Consider the following 13,154-nt stretch of genomic DNA (forward strand, 5'->3'; position numbering starts at 1 on the left):
GCTTCCGGCAACCCGGCCGGCACTCAACTGCAACCCTACTCCAGTGAGAAATGTCCGGAACAGTGACACGATGGGACACATGACGGAACGCCACACACCTGCAGCGCCGCTTGCCTTCCACCATGCCGGGCACGGCCCCAATGCCAGCACCGGAGTGGCCATCTGCCACGGATTCACCGGCAGTCCGCTGAGCATGCTCCCCTGGGCTGAGTACTTGGCCTCCCAGGGATTTGCTGTTTCCGTACCTCTCCTGCCCGGCCACGGCACCAGTTGGCAGGATCTCGCGACCACACGTTGGCAGGACTGGTACCGGACTTTTGAGCAAAGCTATCTGGACCTCGCCGCTCGGACCGAGAGCTGTTTTGTCGCGGGACTGTCCATGGGAGGCGCACTGGCCCTTCGGGTAGCCTCACTGCATGATGTTCCAGGACTGGTCCTGGTCAATCCGGGCCTCAGCTTCTATGACCGGCGCGTGAGGTATGTGGGCGCCCTCAAGTACGTCATGCGCACCACCACACCCATAGTGGAGGACTCGCCGGCCCCGGCCACGGCTGAGACCGGCGATTATTCCAAGACGCCCCTGAAATCAGTGCACGAACTCAAGAAGCTCTTCCGCGCAGCGACCCGGGGATTGCCCACGGTGCAGGCTCCGGCATTAGTGTTCAAGTCCTCAGTGGACGGTGTCATACCACCGAGTTCCGTAGCCGCCATTGAGCGCCACATTGCGTCCTCCCGCTTGAAAGTGGTGACGCTTCCGCACAGCGGCCACGTGGCCACACTGGATGTCGATGCGCCCACCATTTTCGAACAATCAGCCTCGTTTTTCCGTCAGCACGCCGGGGACAGAGTAGCCTCAGAGTCATCATGAAAATGCTTCCGGATTTCTCGCCGTTCCTCAGCAGTTGGAACGGGATAGGCCCCCGCGTCGGTGTCGTCATGTCCCACGGTTTTACCGGCAGTCCGCACAGCGTCAGGCCGTGGGCCGAGCACCTGGCCGCAGCCGGATATGCGGTCAGGCTGCCCTTGCTGCCCGGTCACGGCACCACGTGGCAGGACATGGCGACGCGTTCATGGCAGGAGTGGCACCGCGCAGTGGATGACGCCTACCTTGAACTGGCCGCCGAATGCGACTACGTCTTCAGCACCGGCCTGTCCATGGGCGGCACTTTGGCGCTGCGCATCGCGGCGACGCGCCCTGTGGCAGGAACCGTGGTGGTCAACCCCGGTTTGGTCCTCGATGATCCACGGGCGGTCATCGTCGCTGCTCTTAAGTATGTGGTGAAGACAACGCCGGCCATTGCCAACGACATCCTCAAACCGGACCAGAATGAAGGCGCCTACGCCCGCACACCTGTTGCCGCAGCGCACCAATTGAAGAAGATGTACAAGGACACGGCCGCGATCCTGCCCCGCATCCACTCCCCTGTCCAGGTCTACAAATCCACAGTGGACAACGTGATTTCGGAGGCGAGCCTGGCTTTCCTGCGCGCCCGGGTCAACGCACCGGTGGACGTCAGGTACCTCAACAACAGCTACCACGTGGCGACTCTTGACAACGATGCCCCGGAGATCTTCGCGGGTACCGTGGAATTCATTCAACAAACCGTAGCGACCCTGGCCGGACACGGGCCCTCCCCCGAAAAGGACACAGCCCATGAACAGGCCTGATGCCAACTCTGCCGATCAGAGCGCCAACAAGGACGACGACGCCGTGTGGCTGGACTTGGTGGCCCGGCTGGAGGGGACAGGAACCTCCGAAGCCGGGAACCCGCCGTCGACAGGCCCCCTGGACCCGGTTCCCGGCGACGCCGGGAGGCCCCCGCGTGAATCCAGCAAGGCCTTCAGGGATTTCGACCCCTTGGGATTGTCCACACCGCCCGCTGAAGCGGCCGCGGTTCCCGAATCTTCCGAAGGTGCCGGCCGCCCCTTGGGACCACGTGACTTCGAGGTCGAGGACGACGACGATGACGCCTTCGTTCCCGAGGAGCCTCCGAGTCTTGCCGGCACGGAGCCCTTGACCATGCTGGCGTGGGTTGGTGCAGTGGGAGGACCCATCGCCTTGCTCTTCACCGCAATGTTCTGGCGGTCCGCTCCCCTTGTTGCGATCCTGGGAATTGTTGCCGCTTTTGTGGCGTCGGTGGTCTTCCTCATCATGCGGCTTCCGCAGGAAAAGAATGAGGACGACGACGGCGCCCGCATCTAGGTGCCGACGCCCCCTCTGCGGCGAACGGCTTAGCTGTGGGCACGTCCGCTGACACGTGAAAGGTCCGCGGCGCCGATCATGCCGGCACGTGGACCAAGGGCCGCGAGCTCAATCCCCGCCATGGGCCGGAACCCCCTGCCGGTGAGGTTCTTCGCAAACGACTCCCGGGCCGGGCCGGCCAGCAATTCCCCGGCATCGCAGAGTCCCCCGCCGATCACGAACATCCCGGGGTCAAGGGCAGCGGCCAGGTTGGCCAGTCCCAATCCCAGCCATTCGCCTTGATCTGCCAGGAGTTCGCGGGAGGTCGCATCACCTTCCAGTGCCAACGCCGTAACGGCTGCCCCTGTGAGGTTGTCTGCCGTTCCACCGGCCTTTTCCAAAAGGGCCCGGCCTTCCGGTGAGTTGGTCCGGACAAGTTGGCGGGCCTCGCGACCCAAGGCGTTGCCGGACGCGTACTGCTCCCAGCACCCGCGGTTCCCGCATTCACAACGGTGTCCGCCGGGAAAGATAATCTGGTGCCCGAATTCGCCGGCAACGCCGTAACGTCCACGTTCCACCCGGCCATCCATGACCATGGCTCCGCCAATGCCCGTACCCAGCGTCACGCACACCAGCCGGCTCTCACCCTGGCCGGCGCCGAAGCGCCATTCAGCCCAGGCGGCGGCATCGGCGTCGTTCGTCAGGAGGACCGGACGCCGCAGCAGCTTCTGCAGACTGGCCCGGAGCGGCTCATTGCGCCAGGCAAGGTGCGGGCTGAACAGCACCGTCCCGCCGTCGAGATCCATCCATCCCGCTGCGCCGATTCCGACGGAGGCCACGCGGTGTTCAGCGCTGAGTTCATCCACCAGCTCCACGATGGTCTGTTCCACGGCCCGGGGGTCGGCACCGGGAGTGGATCTGCGGGCTTCGGCGAGGACCCGCCCTTCGGCGTCCACCACTCCGGCCGCAACTTTGGTGCCGCCGATGTCTATTCCAATCGCCAGGCCGCGACGGCCCAAATGGCTGCGGCGGGCAGCCCACGGCACGTCCTTCCATGCTGAGGCCGGTGGCTTGGGTCTGGCACGAAAAGTGGACCGTAGTGCGGGCATCCCATCATCATATTCCGCTGGACTGCGGGCCCCTGCATCGGCGGGTCGGAGAGGCCCCGAGTTGCTTGAAATGACGGCACAACCGTAAAGTTACTCGCCAGTAGGTGAAATAGGACACACCTCCGCGAGCGGGCATACTAGAGTGAAAGCAGCCCCTCGTGGCCCGTGGATATCAAAGGAGCTACCGTGCGTGAAATCAGTGTTCCTCCCCTCGTCAATATCGCCCCGGAAACCAACATCACGGACTTCGTGATCCGGGAGGCTGAAAAGGCCTCAAACCCAGCGTTGTTCTCCAAGCTGGACAGCAATGGGCAGTGGCAGGACATCCGGGCCAAGGACTTCCTCGCTGACGTCAGGGCCCTGGCAAAGGGCCTGATTGCCAGCGGCGTGGCCACCGGCGACCGGGTGGGCATCATGTCCCGGACGCGATACGAATGGTCCTTGGTGGACTTCGCCATCTGGTTCGCCGGTGCAGTCTCGGTGCCGATCTACGAAACGTCATCTCCCTCCCAGGTGGCCTGGAACCTGGGAGACTCAGGTGCCGTGGCAGCCTTCGGCGAAGCAGCACACCACGAGGACGTCATACGCCAGGCAGTGGCAGCCGAGGACATCAGCTCTGTGGCCCACGTTTGGCAGCTTGAGGGTGCGGGGCTGGATGCCCTGCGGGCAGCCGGTGCAGGGGTGCCCGACGACGAACTCGAGTCCCGCCGTTCCTCCGCGGGCCTGGCCGATCTCGCCACCATCATCTACACCTCCGGCACCACCGGCAGGCCCAAGGGCTGCGAATTGACCCACGGCAACTTTGTGGAGCTCTCCGAGAATGCCCGCGCGTCCCTTCCCGAGATCATCAATGAGTCGGGAAAGACCATCATGTTCCTGCCGCTGGCCCACGTCTTTGCACGGTTCATCTCCGTGCTTGCAGTGGCCGGCGGCGTCCAGGTAGCCCACACCCCGGACATCAAGAACCTGCTGGCCGACCTCCAAAGCTTCCAACCGACGTTTATCCTCGCTGTCCCCCGCGTCTTCGAAAAGGTGTACAACTCGGCGCTGACCAAGGCCGAAGACGGAGGCAAGGGAGCCATCTTCCACCGCGCAGTGGACACCGCGATCGCCTACTCCAAGGCCCGCGAGTCAGGGTCCCTGGGCCTCGGCTTGAAGATCAAGCACGCAGTGTTCGACAAACTCGTTTACGGCAAGCTCCGCGCGGCCATGGGTGGGCAGGTGGCCCATGCTGTGTCCGGCGGCGGCCCGCTGGGTGAGCGCCTTGGCCACTTCTTCCAGGGCATCGGCCTGCAGATCCTGGAAGGTTACGGTCTCACCGAAACCACAGCGCCGATCTCCGTCAATACGCCCTCCATGATCAGGATTGGCACCGTGGGCGCCCCCTTGCCCGGAAACTCCGTCAAGATAGCCGACGACGGCGAGATCCTCACCAAGGGTGTCTGCGTCATGCGGGGCTACTACAAGCGCCAAGACCTCACGGCAGAAACCTTCGCCGACGGCTGGTTCCGCACCGGCGATATCGGTGAGCTGGACAGCAACGGATTCCTCAAGATCACCGGCCGCAAGAAGGAGATCATTGTGACTGCCGGGGGCAAGAACGTGGTTCCTGCGTTGCTTGAAGACCAGATCCGCGCTGATGCACTGGTCTCCCAGGTTTTGGTGGTGGGAGACAACCGCCCGTTCATCGGTGCCCTGGTCACCCTGGATGAGGAAGCCCTCCCCGGCTGGTTGGAACGCCACGGGCTGCCATCAAGCACCACGCTGGGCCAGGCCGCAGACCACGCAGTAGTAAAAGCTGCGGTCCAGGAACTCATCAGCAAGGCCAACCAGTCAGTGTCCCAGGCAGAGGCCATCAAGTCGTTCCGGATTGTCCCGGCGGACTTCACCGAAGCCTCAGGGCACCTCACGCCGTCCCTCAAGGTCAAGCGGGCACAGGTCATGAAGGACTTCGACGCCGTGATCGAGGAAATGTACTCGGCTCCGCGCGCGTCGTAGAAATCCACAACAAAAAAGTACCCCGTCCGGACGTTTCCGGACGGGGTACTTTTATGGGCGGATTGCTAGCCGATCACCAGCAGCAAGTCGCCACCCTGGACCTGCTCCACCGACGAAATAGCCAGGCGTGAGACCGTGCCGGCTACCGGCGTCGTGATGGATGCTTCCATCTTCATGGCCTCAATGGTGGCCACGGTATCGCCGGCGTTGACGACGTCGCCCGCCTTGACCGTGACGGTCACGGCACCTGCGAACGGGGCTGCAACCTGGCCGGGCTGGGCAGCGTCGGCCTTCTCTGCTGCCTTGACGTTGCTGACCACCGAACGGTCACGGACAACCACCGGACGGGACTGGCCGTTGAGCGTACACATCACCGTGCGCATGCCCTTCTCATCGGCTTCGGACACGGCCTCAAGCTGGGCAATAAGGCGGACACCCTTTTCCAACTCGATCACATGCTCTGAGCCCTGCTGGAAACCGTAGAGGTAGTCCCGGGTGTCCAGCACGGAAATGTTGCCGTAGGTCTCCACGCTCTTCAGGTAGTCCTTGGTGGGGCCCGCGAAGAGCAAACGGTTCAGCGTGTGCTGGCGCGTCTTGGAATCACCCTTGAGCGCAGCGCTGTCCTCGGCGCTGATGTCCACATCGCGGACCTTGACGCTGCGGCCTTGGAGTGCCTTGGTACGGAACGGCTCGGGCCAGCCTCCGGGAGGATTTCCAAGTTCGCCGGACAGGAAACCGATGACGGAGTCCGGGATGTCGTAGTTCTGCGGGTTCTCATTGAAGTCCGCGGGATCGGCGTTCAGGCCAACCAGGTGCAGGGCAAGGTCTCCCACCACCTTGGAAGAAGGCGTCACCTTGACCAGCCGGCCCAGAATGCGGTCGGCAGCGGTGTACATGTCCTCAATGGCTTCGAACTGCTCCCCCAGCCCCAGGGCGATAGCCTGCTGGCGAAGGTTGGACAGCTGGCCGCCCGGGATTTCGTGCTGGTAGACACGGCCTGTGGGGCCCGGAAGTCCCGACTCGAAGGGCGCGTAAACGCGGCGGACAGCTTCCCAGTAAGGCTCCATGGCGCCGACGTTGGTCAGGCTGAGGCCGGTGTCGCGCGGGGTGTTGGCCAAGGCTGCCACCAAGGCGGAAGCGGCAGGCTGGCTGGTGGTCCCGGCAAGGGAGGCAGCAGCGACGTCAACAGCGTCCACGCCGGCTTCGACGGCGGCCAGGAGGGTCGCGAGCTGCCCGCCGGCGGTGTCGTGCGTGTGGAGATGTACCGGCAGGTCGAAGCGCTCGCGCAACGCCGTGACCAGCTTTGTGGCTGCAGCCGGACGCAGCAAGCCTGCCATGTCCTTGATGGCAAGGATGTGTGCACCGGCGTCGACGATCTTCTGGGCGAGGTCCAGGTAGTAGTCAAGGGTGTACAGGTCCTCGTTGGGATCAAGGAGGTTGCCCGTGTAGCAGAGCGCCACTTCTGCAACGGCGGTTCCGGTGGCCCGCACTGCCCGGATGGCCGGAGCCATCTGGTTGACGTCGTTGAGGGCATCGAAGATACGGAAGATATCGATGCCGGTGGCTGCTGCTTCATTAACGAAAGCCTCAGTCACTTCCTCAGGGTAGGGAGTGTAGCCAACGGTGTTGCGCCCGCGGAGGAGCATCTGGAGGCAGGTATTGGGCAGTGCCTGACGCAAAGCAGCCAGACGGTCCCAGGGGTCCTCACCGAGGAAGCGCAGGGCGACGTCGTACGTGGCACCGCCCCAGGCTTCCACGGAAAGGAGTTCCGGCATCAGGGCAGTAACCGCCGGTCCGGCCGCAACGAGGTCACGGGTGCGGACACGGGTGGCCAGGAGCGATTGGTGGGCATCACGGAAGGTCGTGTCCGTGACGGCCAGGGCCTGCTGCTCGCGAAGTGCCTTGGCGAAGCCCTCGGGCCCGAGTTCCATCAGCTTCTGGCGCGAACCCGAGGTAGGCACCGGCCCCTCGATCGCCGGCAGCTTGCTGGCCGGGTCCGAGCGGACCGTGAGCTCACCGTTCGGCTTGTTCACAGTCACCTCGGCCAACCAGGTGAGCAGCTTGGTGCCACGGTCGGCGGAGATGTGCGACTTCAGCAGCTCCGGGCGCTTGTCAATGAAGTCAGTGGCCACGTTGCCGGCGTTGAAGTCCGGATCCGCAAGGACAGCCTGCAGGAAGGGGATGTTGGTGGACACGCCGCGAATACGGAACTCTGCGAGGCCGCGGCGGGCACGGGCCACTGCTGCCGGGTAGTCCCGGCCACGGCAGGTCAGTTTGACCAGCATGGAGTCAAAGTGCGGGCTGATCTCGGCACCCGAGTAAACGGTACCGCCGTCGAGCCTGACACCGGCACCGCCGGCAGAGCGGTAACCCGTGATCTTTCCGACGTCCGGACGGAACCCGTTGGCGGGGTCCTCCGTGGTGATGCGGCACTGCAGCGCGGCGCCCTTGATGGAAACGGTCTCCTGGCTCAGTCCAAGGTCCGCCAGGGTCTCACCCGAAGCGATGCGCATCTGCGCCTGCACGAGGTCCACGTCCGTGATTTCCTCAGTGACAGTGTGCTCCACCTGGATACGGGGGTTCATTTCGATGAATACGTGCTGGCCGGCGCGCTCACCCTCGGTGTCCACGAGGAACTCCACGGTTCCCGCGTTGACGTAGTTGAGGGCCTTCGCGAAAGCAACGGCATCGCGGTAGAGCGCCTGGCGGATGTTCTCATCTAGGTTCGGCGCGGGAGCGATTTCCACCACCTTCTGGTGGCGGCGCTGCAGTGAACAGTCACGTTCGAAGAGGTGCATGACATTGCCCTCGGCGTCAGCCAGGATCTGCACTTCGATGTGGCGGGGACGCAACACAGCCTGCTCAAGGAACATGGTGGGATCGCCGAACGCGGCGTCGGCCTCACGCATGGCGGACTGCAAGGCCTCGGGGAGGGCTTCGCGCGTCTCCACACGGCGCATACCGCGGCCACCACCACCGGCGACAGCCTTGGCGAAGATGGGGAACCCAATGACGTCCGCGGCCGCGATGAGCTCGTCAAGATCCTTGGACGGCTTGCTCGACTTCAAGACGGGCACGCCGGCCTTGCGGGCTGCTTCCAGTGCTGCAACCTTGTTGCCGGCCAGTTCCAGCACCTCTGCGGGCGGACCCACAAAGGTAATTCCTGCTGCCTTGGCAGCACGGGCGAGGTCCGGGTTCTCCGAGAGGAAGCCATAGCCGGGGTAGATGGCGTCTGCGCCGGCTTCCTTGGCGACGCGGACAACCTCCTCCACGTCAAGGTAGGCGCGGACGGGATGGCCCACCTCGCCGATCAGGTAAGCTTCGTCGGCCTTCTGCCGGTGGATCGAGTTACGGTCCTCGTGCGGAAAGACGGCTACGGTCTTGGCGCCCAGTTCGTAACCAGCGCGAAACGCCCTGATCGCGATTTCGCCGCGATTGGCCACCAGAATTTTCGAAAACATACTTCTCCTGCATCATTGCGGGTGGATCGGTCGGTGGTCACAGTGTGTAGTGCCGCCAGCATCAAACACAAATCTTTGTGGCAACCATCACAAAGGAATCGTCATCTGGGCTGTATATGCGTGCGCGCGATCCGACGGCATGCTATTGCCTGCCTTGTCTCCCGCGGCCGGGCGCGTAGAAAGCGGGATTCGGCCGCGATGCACCATATGATGTTGAGGGGGCTTCGGCAAGCCCCGGCTCCGGCGCTTCCGGAGCCGAATCAGCGCGATACGGCAACCGGCGTTAGGTTTTGGGTTTTCAAGTGCAAGTAGTCAGCATCAGCAGCCTCAAAGGTGGAGTGGGAAAGACGTCCGTGACCACCGGTCTGGCGTCCGCGGCCCTTGCCGCCGGCATTCCTACCCTGGTGGTCGATCTCGATCCCCACGCCGACGCCACCACGGCACTGGGTGTCCAACCGGGCGCACAGCTGGATATCGGCCGGATGCTGAAAAGCCCCCGTAAGGCCCGGCTCCAGGAAAACGTGGCGGGCAGCAGCTGGGTCTCCAACGGTTCCAGCGGCGGCACCCTTGATGTCGCAGTAGGGTCGGCGTTCACTGGAATCTATGACCGCCCGGACCTGGGACGGCGCGACCTCCGCAGGCTGTCAGCAGTACTGGCCGGCACCACCAACTACGAACTGGTCCTGGTGGACTGCCCGCCGTCCCTCAACGGGTTAACCCGCATGGCGTGGAGCGCCAGTGACCGGGTGGTCCTTGTGGCTGAGCCCGGGCTGTTCTCCGTTGCCGGTACCGAACGCACCATGAGGGCCATTCAACTCTTCCGGCAGGAGTTCGCTCCACATCTGGCACCCGCCGGCATCGTAGCCAACCGAGTGCGGACAGGGTCCGCAGAGCACACCTTCCGCCTGTCTGAGATGGAGTCCATGTTTGGTGACTTGCTGCTGACTCCCCACATTCCCGAACAGGCGAATTGGCAGCAAATCCAGGGTGCAGCCCACGCTGTGCACCACTGGCCCGGAGATTCGGCCAAGAACTCCGCCAAGCTGTTCGATGCGCTTCTGGAGAGCCTCCTGGCGGGACAACCTTCCTTGCGGGACCGCCGCCAGCGCTAAGAGAAGCAGAACGGCCGAACAACTGCAGAGTTTCGGCAACAGAAAAAGCCTCCTCCCTCAAGGGAAGAGGCTTTTTCTCTTTAAGTTTTCGCTGCGGCGTGCCGTTGTCTAGCTGATGCGGCGGGCCACGCGGCGCTTGCTCAGTTCGTCGTCGGGAAAGGACTGCTCCACGGCGTGCTCACTCGGAAGCGCGGCCAGGCTTCCCTCTACTTCCCGCCATACGCGCCCAACTGCGATGCCGAAGACGCCTTGTCCACCTTGGACGAGGTCAATGACTTCGTCAGCCGAGGTACATTCGTAGACACTCGCGCCATCGCTCATCAGCGTGATCTGCGCAAGGTCCTCAACGCCCCGCTCGCGGAGGTGCTCCACGGCGGTTCGGATCTGCTGCAGGGAAACACCTGTATCAAGGAGTCGCTTGACCACTTTAAGAACCAGGATGTCGCGGAATCCGTAGAGCCGCTGGGACCCTGATCCGGCCGCGCCGCGTACAGCCGGCTCCACCAGACCCGTACGGGCCCAGTAATCGAGTTGGCGGTACGTGATACCTGCGGCTTTGCATGCAGTGGGACCGCGGTAGCCCGCGTCCTCGTCCAGCACAGGAAGGTCCTCTGTGAAGAGTAAACCTTGGGCGCCGGATGCGGGCGCAGCAATGCCGGTCGAGGCCTGCTTCAGCTCGCCTGCTTCGCCTTTCGGACTCACGTGACCTCCTTGTTCTCAGTTCCCTTGGGGACGGTGCATACTCTGGCACAACACTGAAATGCAGCAGTGTAATTCCCACAAGTCCGCACCTTCCAGTGTGACTTGCGCAGGCAGTGTATGCAACGGGAACTTGATATCTTCGACGTTAGGCCCGTCGAGGGCCGAGGTCAAAGACCTCGGCCCCAATTTCCAGTCGTGTCGAAACTTTCACCCTCAACTTTAGGCTTAGGGTGTCTCAGCCTTCGAAGTCTTCGGGTTCCACGTCGTCCAGGAACTCACGAAAACGGCGCATTTCCCGTTCTTCGTCCACGCTGGGATCCGGTTCGGAGTCCTCACCTTCGTCGTGTTCGGTAATCCTGACGCCGGCTTCTTCCATCACGGCGTCCGCACACCAAATACGACACTTGGCCCGGAGCGCCAGCGCCAGGGCGTCCGAAGCCCGGGAACTGACCACAGTGCCGTCGTCGAACTGCAGTTGTCCATAGAAGATGTTGTCCTCAACAGCAACGATGTTGACGCTGATGATGGAATGCCCCAGCGATTCCACGACGTCCACCAGGAGGTCATGAGTCATGGGGCGGGGCGGCACCACGCCCTGTTGGGCCAAGGCGATGGCACTGGCCTCAGGGGTCCCGATCCAGATAGGCACATGCCGTTCGCCATTGAGTTCGCGAAGAAGCACCAAAGGCTGGTTGGACGGCAATTCAATGCGGACGCCCACGATTTCGACTTCGATCATCAACTGTCCATCCGGGAGATGCGATCATGGACGAGCGCCCTGTGAAGGGTAAGGCAAAGCTCACTGATCTCACGGGCAGCTTCAGCCGCGCGGGCCTGGGATGCGGCGTCGCGGCGGGATGTCAGAGGCGCTACGACCCGCTCCACCAAGCCGAACTCACGGTCTGCCGCAGCCTGGAAAGGACGAAGGTGCCGCGGTTCGAGGCCGTGTCCTTCCAATTGCACGCAGGCCCGCGCCACTTGGAGGGCGTGTTCATCGAAGCGCCCGCCGATGTGGCTGATCAGCCCAAAGCTCAGGAGTGATTCCAGCAAGGGCACACTCGCACCTGACTCAGAGCGCAGCTGCTCCTCGGTCAATGCCCGCGCCCGCCCCTGCATCTCGGCAGCCATTCCGGCCGAGACAGCTTGAGGCGCCACAGTCATGCCCGGTGGCAGATTCTCCGGGCGCTCTCCGCGATCAATGGCATCCAGGTAATCCTTGATGACTTTCAGCGGAAGGTACTGATCGCGCTGCAGCGCAAGGACGAAACGGAGGCGCTCGACGTCGCTGTCCGAATACTGCCTGTAGCCGGCAGCGGTCCGCTTGGGATTGATGAGCCCCTTTTCCTCCAGGAAACGGATTTTGGACGCAGTCATGCCCGGGAAGTCGTCACTCAACTGGGCGAGGACTTCCCCAATGTTCAGGACCTGCGGTCCGCGGCGGTCCGGCTGGGCGATAGCCACAGGCAGGTTCCCCGTCAGACTTGGCCTGCTGCGCGGACAGGGCTCAGGTAATAGGTCAACCGGAACTTGCCGATCTGTACCTCGTTGCCGCTCTTCAGGTGTACGCGGTCAACGCGGTCGTGGTTGACGTACGTTCCGTTAAGGCTGCCCATGTCCACCAGTTCGAAGCCTGATGCCGTGCGAAGAAACTGGACGTGCTTGCGGGACACTGTGACGTCGTCCAGGAAGATGTCCGCGTCCGGGTGCCGGCCCGCAGTGGTGGTATCCGCATCCAGAAGGAACCGTGCTCCGGCGTTTGGCCCGCTATGGGCAATGAGCAAAGCCGAGTTGGGCGGAAGTGCTTCCACGGATGCGCGCTCTTCAGGGGCCAACTTGGGGGCGATGCTTGGCTCGTCCCACGTTGGCGTGATGCTGATGGAGGTGGTCTCCGACGTAGGCTGTTCCTCCGCGCCGTTCCCGACATTGGCTTGGTTCTGTTCGCCGCCAACCATGGAATTTCCTCCTCATCTGCCGGCAGTTCACATACCTGCCAGCCACTTCCGCATCCCGGTACCGCCGGGCAAATCGGTTGCTGGCCCGCCGTCGCACTTTTCCTGCTAAGGAAATTCAGCCTGGCGGGCCAGATAACTTTAGCCTACCTGTTGTTCGTACTCTGATGCACTGAGCAGGGAATCCACTGCATCTGCTTCTGCGAGCTTGACCTCCATGAGCCACCCTTCGCCGTAAGGATCCGAGTTAATCAGCGCAGGATCGGTGTCCAAAGCGTCATTGCGATTAATGACCTCGCCGCTCACGGGAGCGTAAATGTCGCTGACGCTCTTGGTGGACTCAACTTCCCCCACCACCTCATTGCCGGTGACTTTTGTCCCGGGCTCAGGCATTTGGGCGTAGACGACGTCGCCCAGTGCGTCCTGCGCAAAGTCGGTAATACCAATCCGCACAACACCTTCGGCATCGGGAGCGGTAACCCACTCGTGCTCCGCGGTATAGGAAAGTTCTTCTGGAATATTGCTCACGGGTGGCCTTTCATCGGGACAATGACGAACCTCGACGGCGGCCTGTGCTGGTGGCCACCGCTGAAAGTATAGGCACATTTCCCCTGCGCCCAAGGGGGTCTCTGCCATGATTG

At 63.0% G+C, this 13,154-nt stretch carries 12 protein-coding genes; 5 read left to right on the forward strand and 7 right to left on the reverse strand.

Going from position 1 to position 13,154, the window contains the following annotated elements:
• The first annotated feature begins 79 nt into the window (after nt 1-79).
• From AB4Y77_RS19585 to AB4Y77_RS19595, 3 genes are read left to right on the forward strand one after another with little or no spacing between them, the layout of a single operon-like run.
• Nucleotides 80-868, forward strand: a complete 789-nt coding sequence (locus AB4Y77_RS19585; RefSeq protein ID WP_311214399.1) for an alpha/beta hydrolase — start codon at nt 80-82, stop codon at nt 866-868.
• On the forward strand, nt 865-1,668 hold the full coding sequence (locus AB4Y77_RS19590; RefSeq protein ID WP_311214398.1) for an alpha/beta hydrolase: 804 nt from the start codon (nt 865-867) through the stop codon (nt 1,666-1,668). Before AB4Y77_RS19585 ends, AB4Y77_RS19590 begins: the two co-directional genes overlap by 4 nt.
• A complete protein-coding gene (locus tag AB4Y77_RS19595) occupies nt 1,655-2,203 on the forward strand; it encodes a hypothetical protein (protein WP_311214397.1) in 549 nt (182 codons plus the stop codon). The genes AB4Y77_RS19590 and AB4Y77_RS19595 overlap by 14 nt, the downstream gene beginning before the upstream one ends.
• A gap of 29 nt (nt 2,204-2,232) precedes the next feature.
• Here AB4Y77_RS19595 and AB4Y77_RS19600 read toward each other — a convergent pair whose 3' ends face one another.
• Nucleotides 2,233-3,291 (reverse strand): ROK family protein, encoded by a 1,059-nt coding sequence (locus tag AB4Y77_RS19600; protein ID WP_442015060.1) that lies wholly within the window; start codon nt 3,289-3,291, stop codon nt 2,233-2,235.
• A gap of 186 nt (nt 3,292-3,477) precedes the next feature.
• Here AB4Y77_RS19600 and AB4Y77_RS19605 point away from each other — a divergent pair, with 186 nt between their 5' ends.
• A complete protein-coding gene (locus tag AB4Y77_RS19605; RefSeq protein WP_442015061.1) occupies nt 3,478-5,289 on the forward strand; it encodes an AMP-dependent synthetase/ligase in 1,812 nt (603 codons plus the stop codon).
• 65 nt (nt 5,290-5,354) lie between these two features.
• Here the strand turns inward: AB4Y77_RS19605 and AB4Y77_RS19610 are convergent, their stop codons facing one another.
• On the reverse strand, nt 5,355-8,750 hold the full coding sequence (locus AB4Y77_RS19610; protein WP_442015062.1) for a pyruvate carboxylase: 3,396 nt from the start codon (nt 8,748-8,750) through the stop codon (nt 5,355-5,357).
• A 302-nt stretch (nt 8,751-9,052) separates the two neighbouring features.
• On the opposite strand from AB4Y77_RS19610, the gene AB4Y77_RS19615 reads away from it, so the two are divergent.
• Nucleotides 9,053-9,862 (forward strand): ParA family protein, encoded by an 810-nt coding sequence (locus AB4Y77_RS19615; RefSeq protein ID WP_311214393.1) that lies wholly within the window; start codon nt 9,053-9,055, stop codon nt 9,860-9,862.
• 108 nt (nt 9,863-9,970) lie between these two features.
• Here AB4Y77_RS19615 and AB4Y77_RS19620 read toward each other — a convergent pair whose 3' ends face one another.
• The 5 genes from AB4Y77_RS19620 to gcvH all read right to left on the reverse strand — a co-directional run bounded on the left by AB4Y77_RS19620 (nt 9,971) and on the right by gcvH (nt 13,041).
• Nucleotides 9,971-10,564, reverse strand: coding sequence for a MerR family transcriptional regulator (locus AB4Y77_RS19620; RefSeq protein WP_089594480.1), 594 nt, complete (start codon nt 10,562-10,564; stop codon nt 9,971-9,973).
• Nucleotides 10,565-10,799: 235 nt separating this feature from the next.
• Nucleotides 10,800-11,303 (reverse strand): bifunctional nuclease family protein, encoded by a 504-nt coding sequence (locus AB4Y77_RS19625; protein ID WP_026548570.1) that lies wholly within the window; start codon nt 11,301-11,303, stop codon nt 10,800-10,802.
• The gene (gene ftsR, locus AB4Y77_RS19630; protein ID WP_311214447.1) at nt 11,303-12,019 is read right to left on the reverse strand and encodes a transcriptional regulator FtsR; all 717 of its coding nucleotides are present in this window, start codon (nt 12,017-12,019) and stop codon (nt 11,303-11,305) included. The genes AB4Y77_RS19625 and ftsR overlap by 1 nt, the downstream gene beginning before the upstream one ends.
• 20 nt (nt 12,020-12,039) lie before the next feature.
• Nucleotides 12,040-12,516, reverse strand: a complete 477-nt coding sequence (locus tag AB4Y77_RS19635; RefSeq protein WP_089594479.1) for an FHA domain-containing protein — start codon at nt 12,514-12,516, stop codon at nt 12,040-12,042.
• 138 nt (nt 12,517-12,654) lie between these two features.
• Nucleotides 12,655-13,041: a glycine cleavage system protein GcvH gene (gene gcvH / locus AB4Y77_RS19640; protein WP_311214392.1), complete on the reverse strand. Its 387-nt coding sequence runs from the start codon at nt 13,039-13,041 to the stop codon at nt 12,655-12,657.
• Nucleotides 13,042-13,154 lie beyond the last annotated feature (113 nt).

Origin of the sequence: Paenarthrobacter sp. YAF11_1 (assembly GCF_052113445.1) — a bacterium.
Lineage (GTDB): Bacteria > Actinomycetota > Actinomycetes > Actinomycetales > Micrococcaceae > Arthrobacter.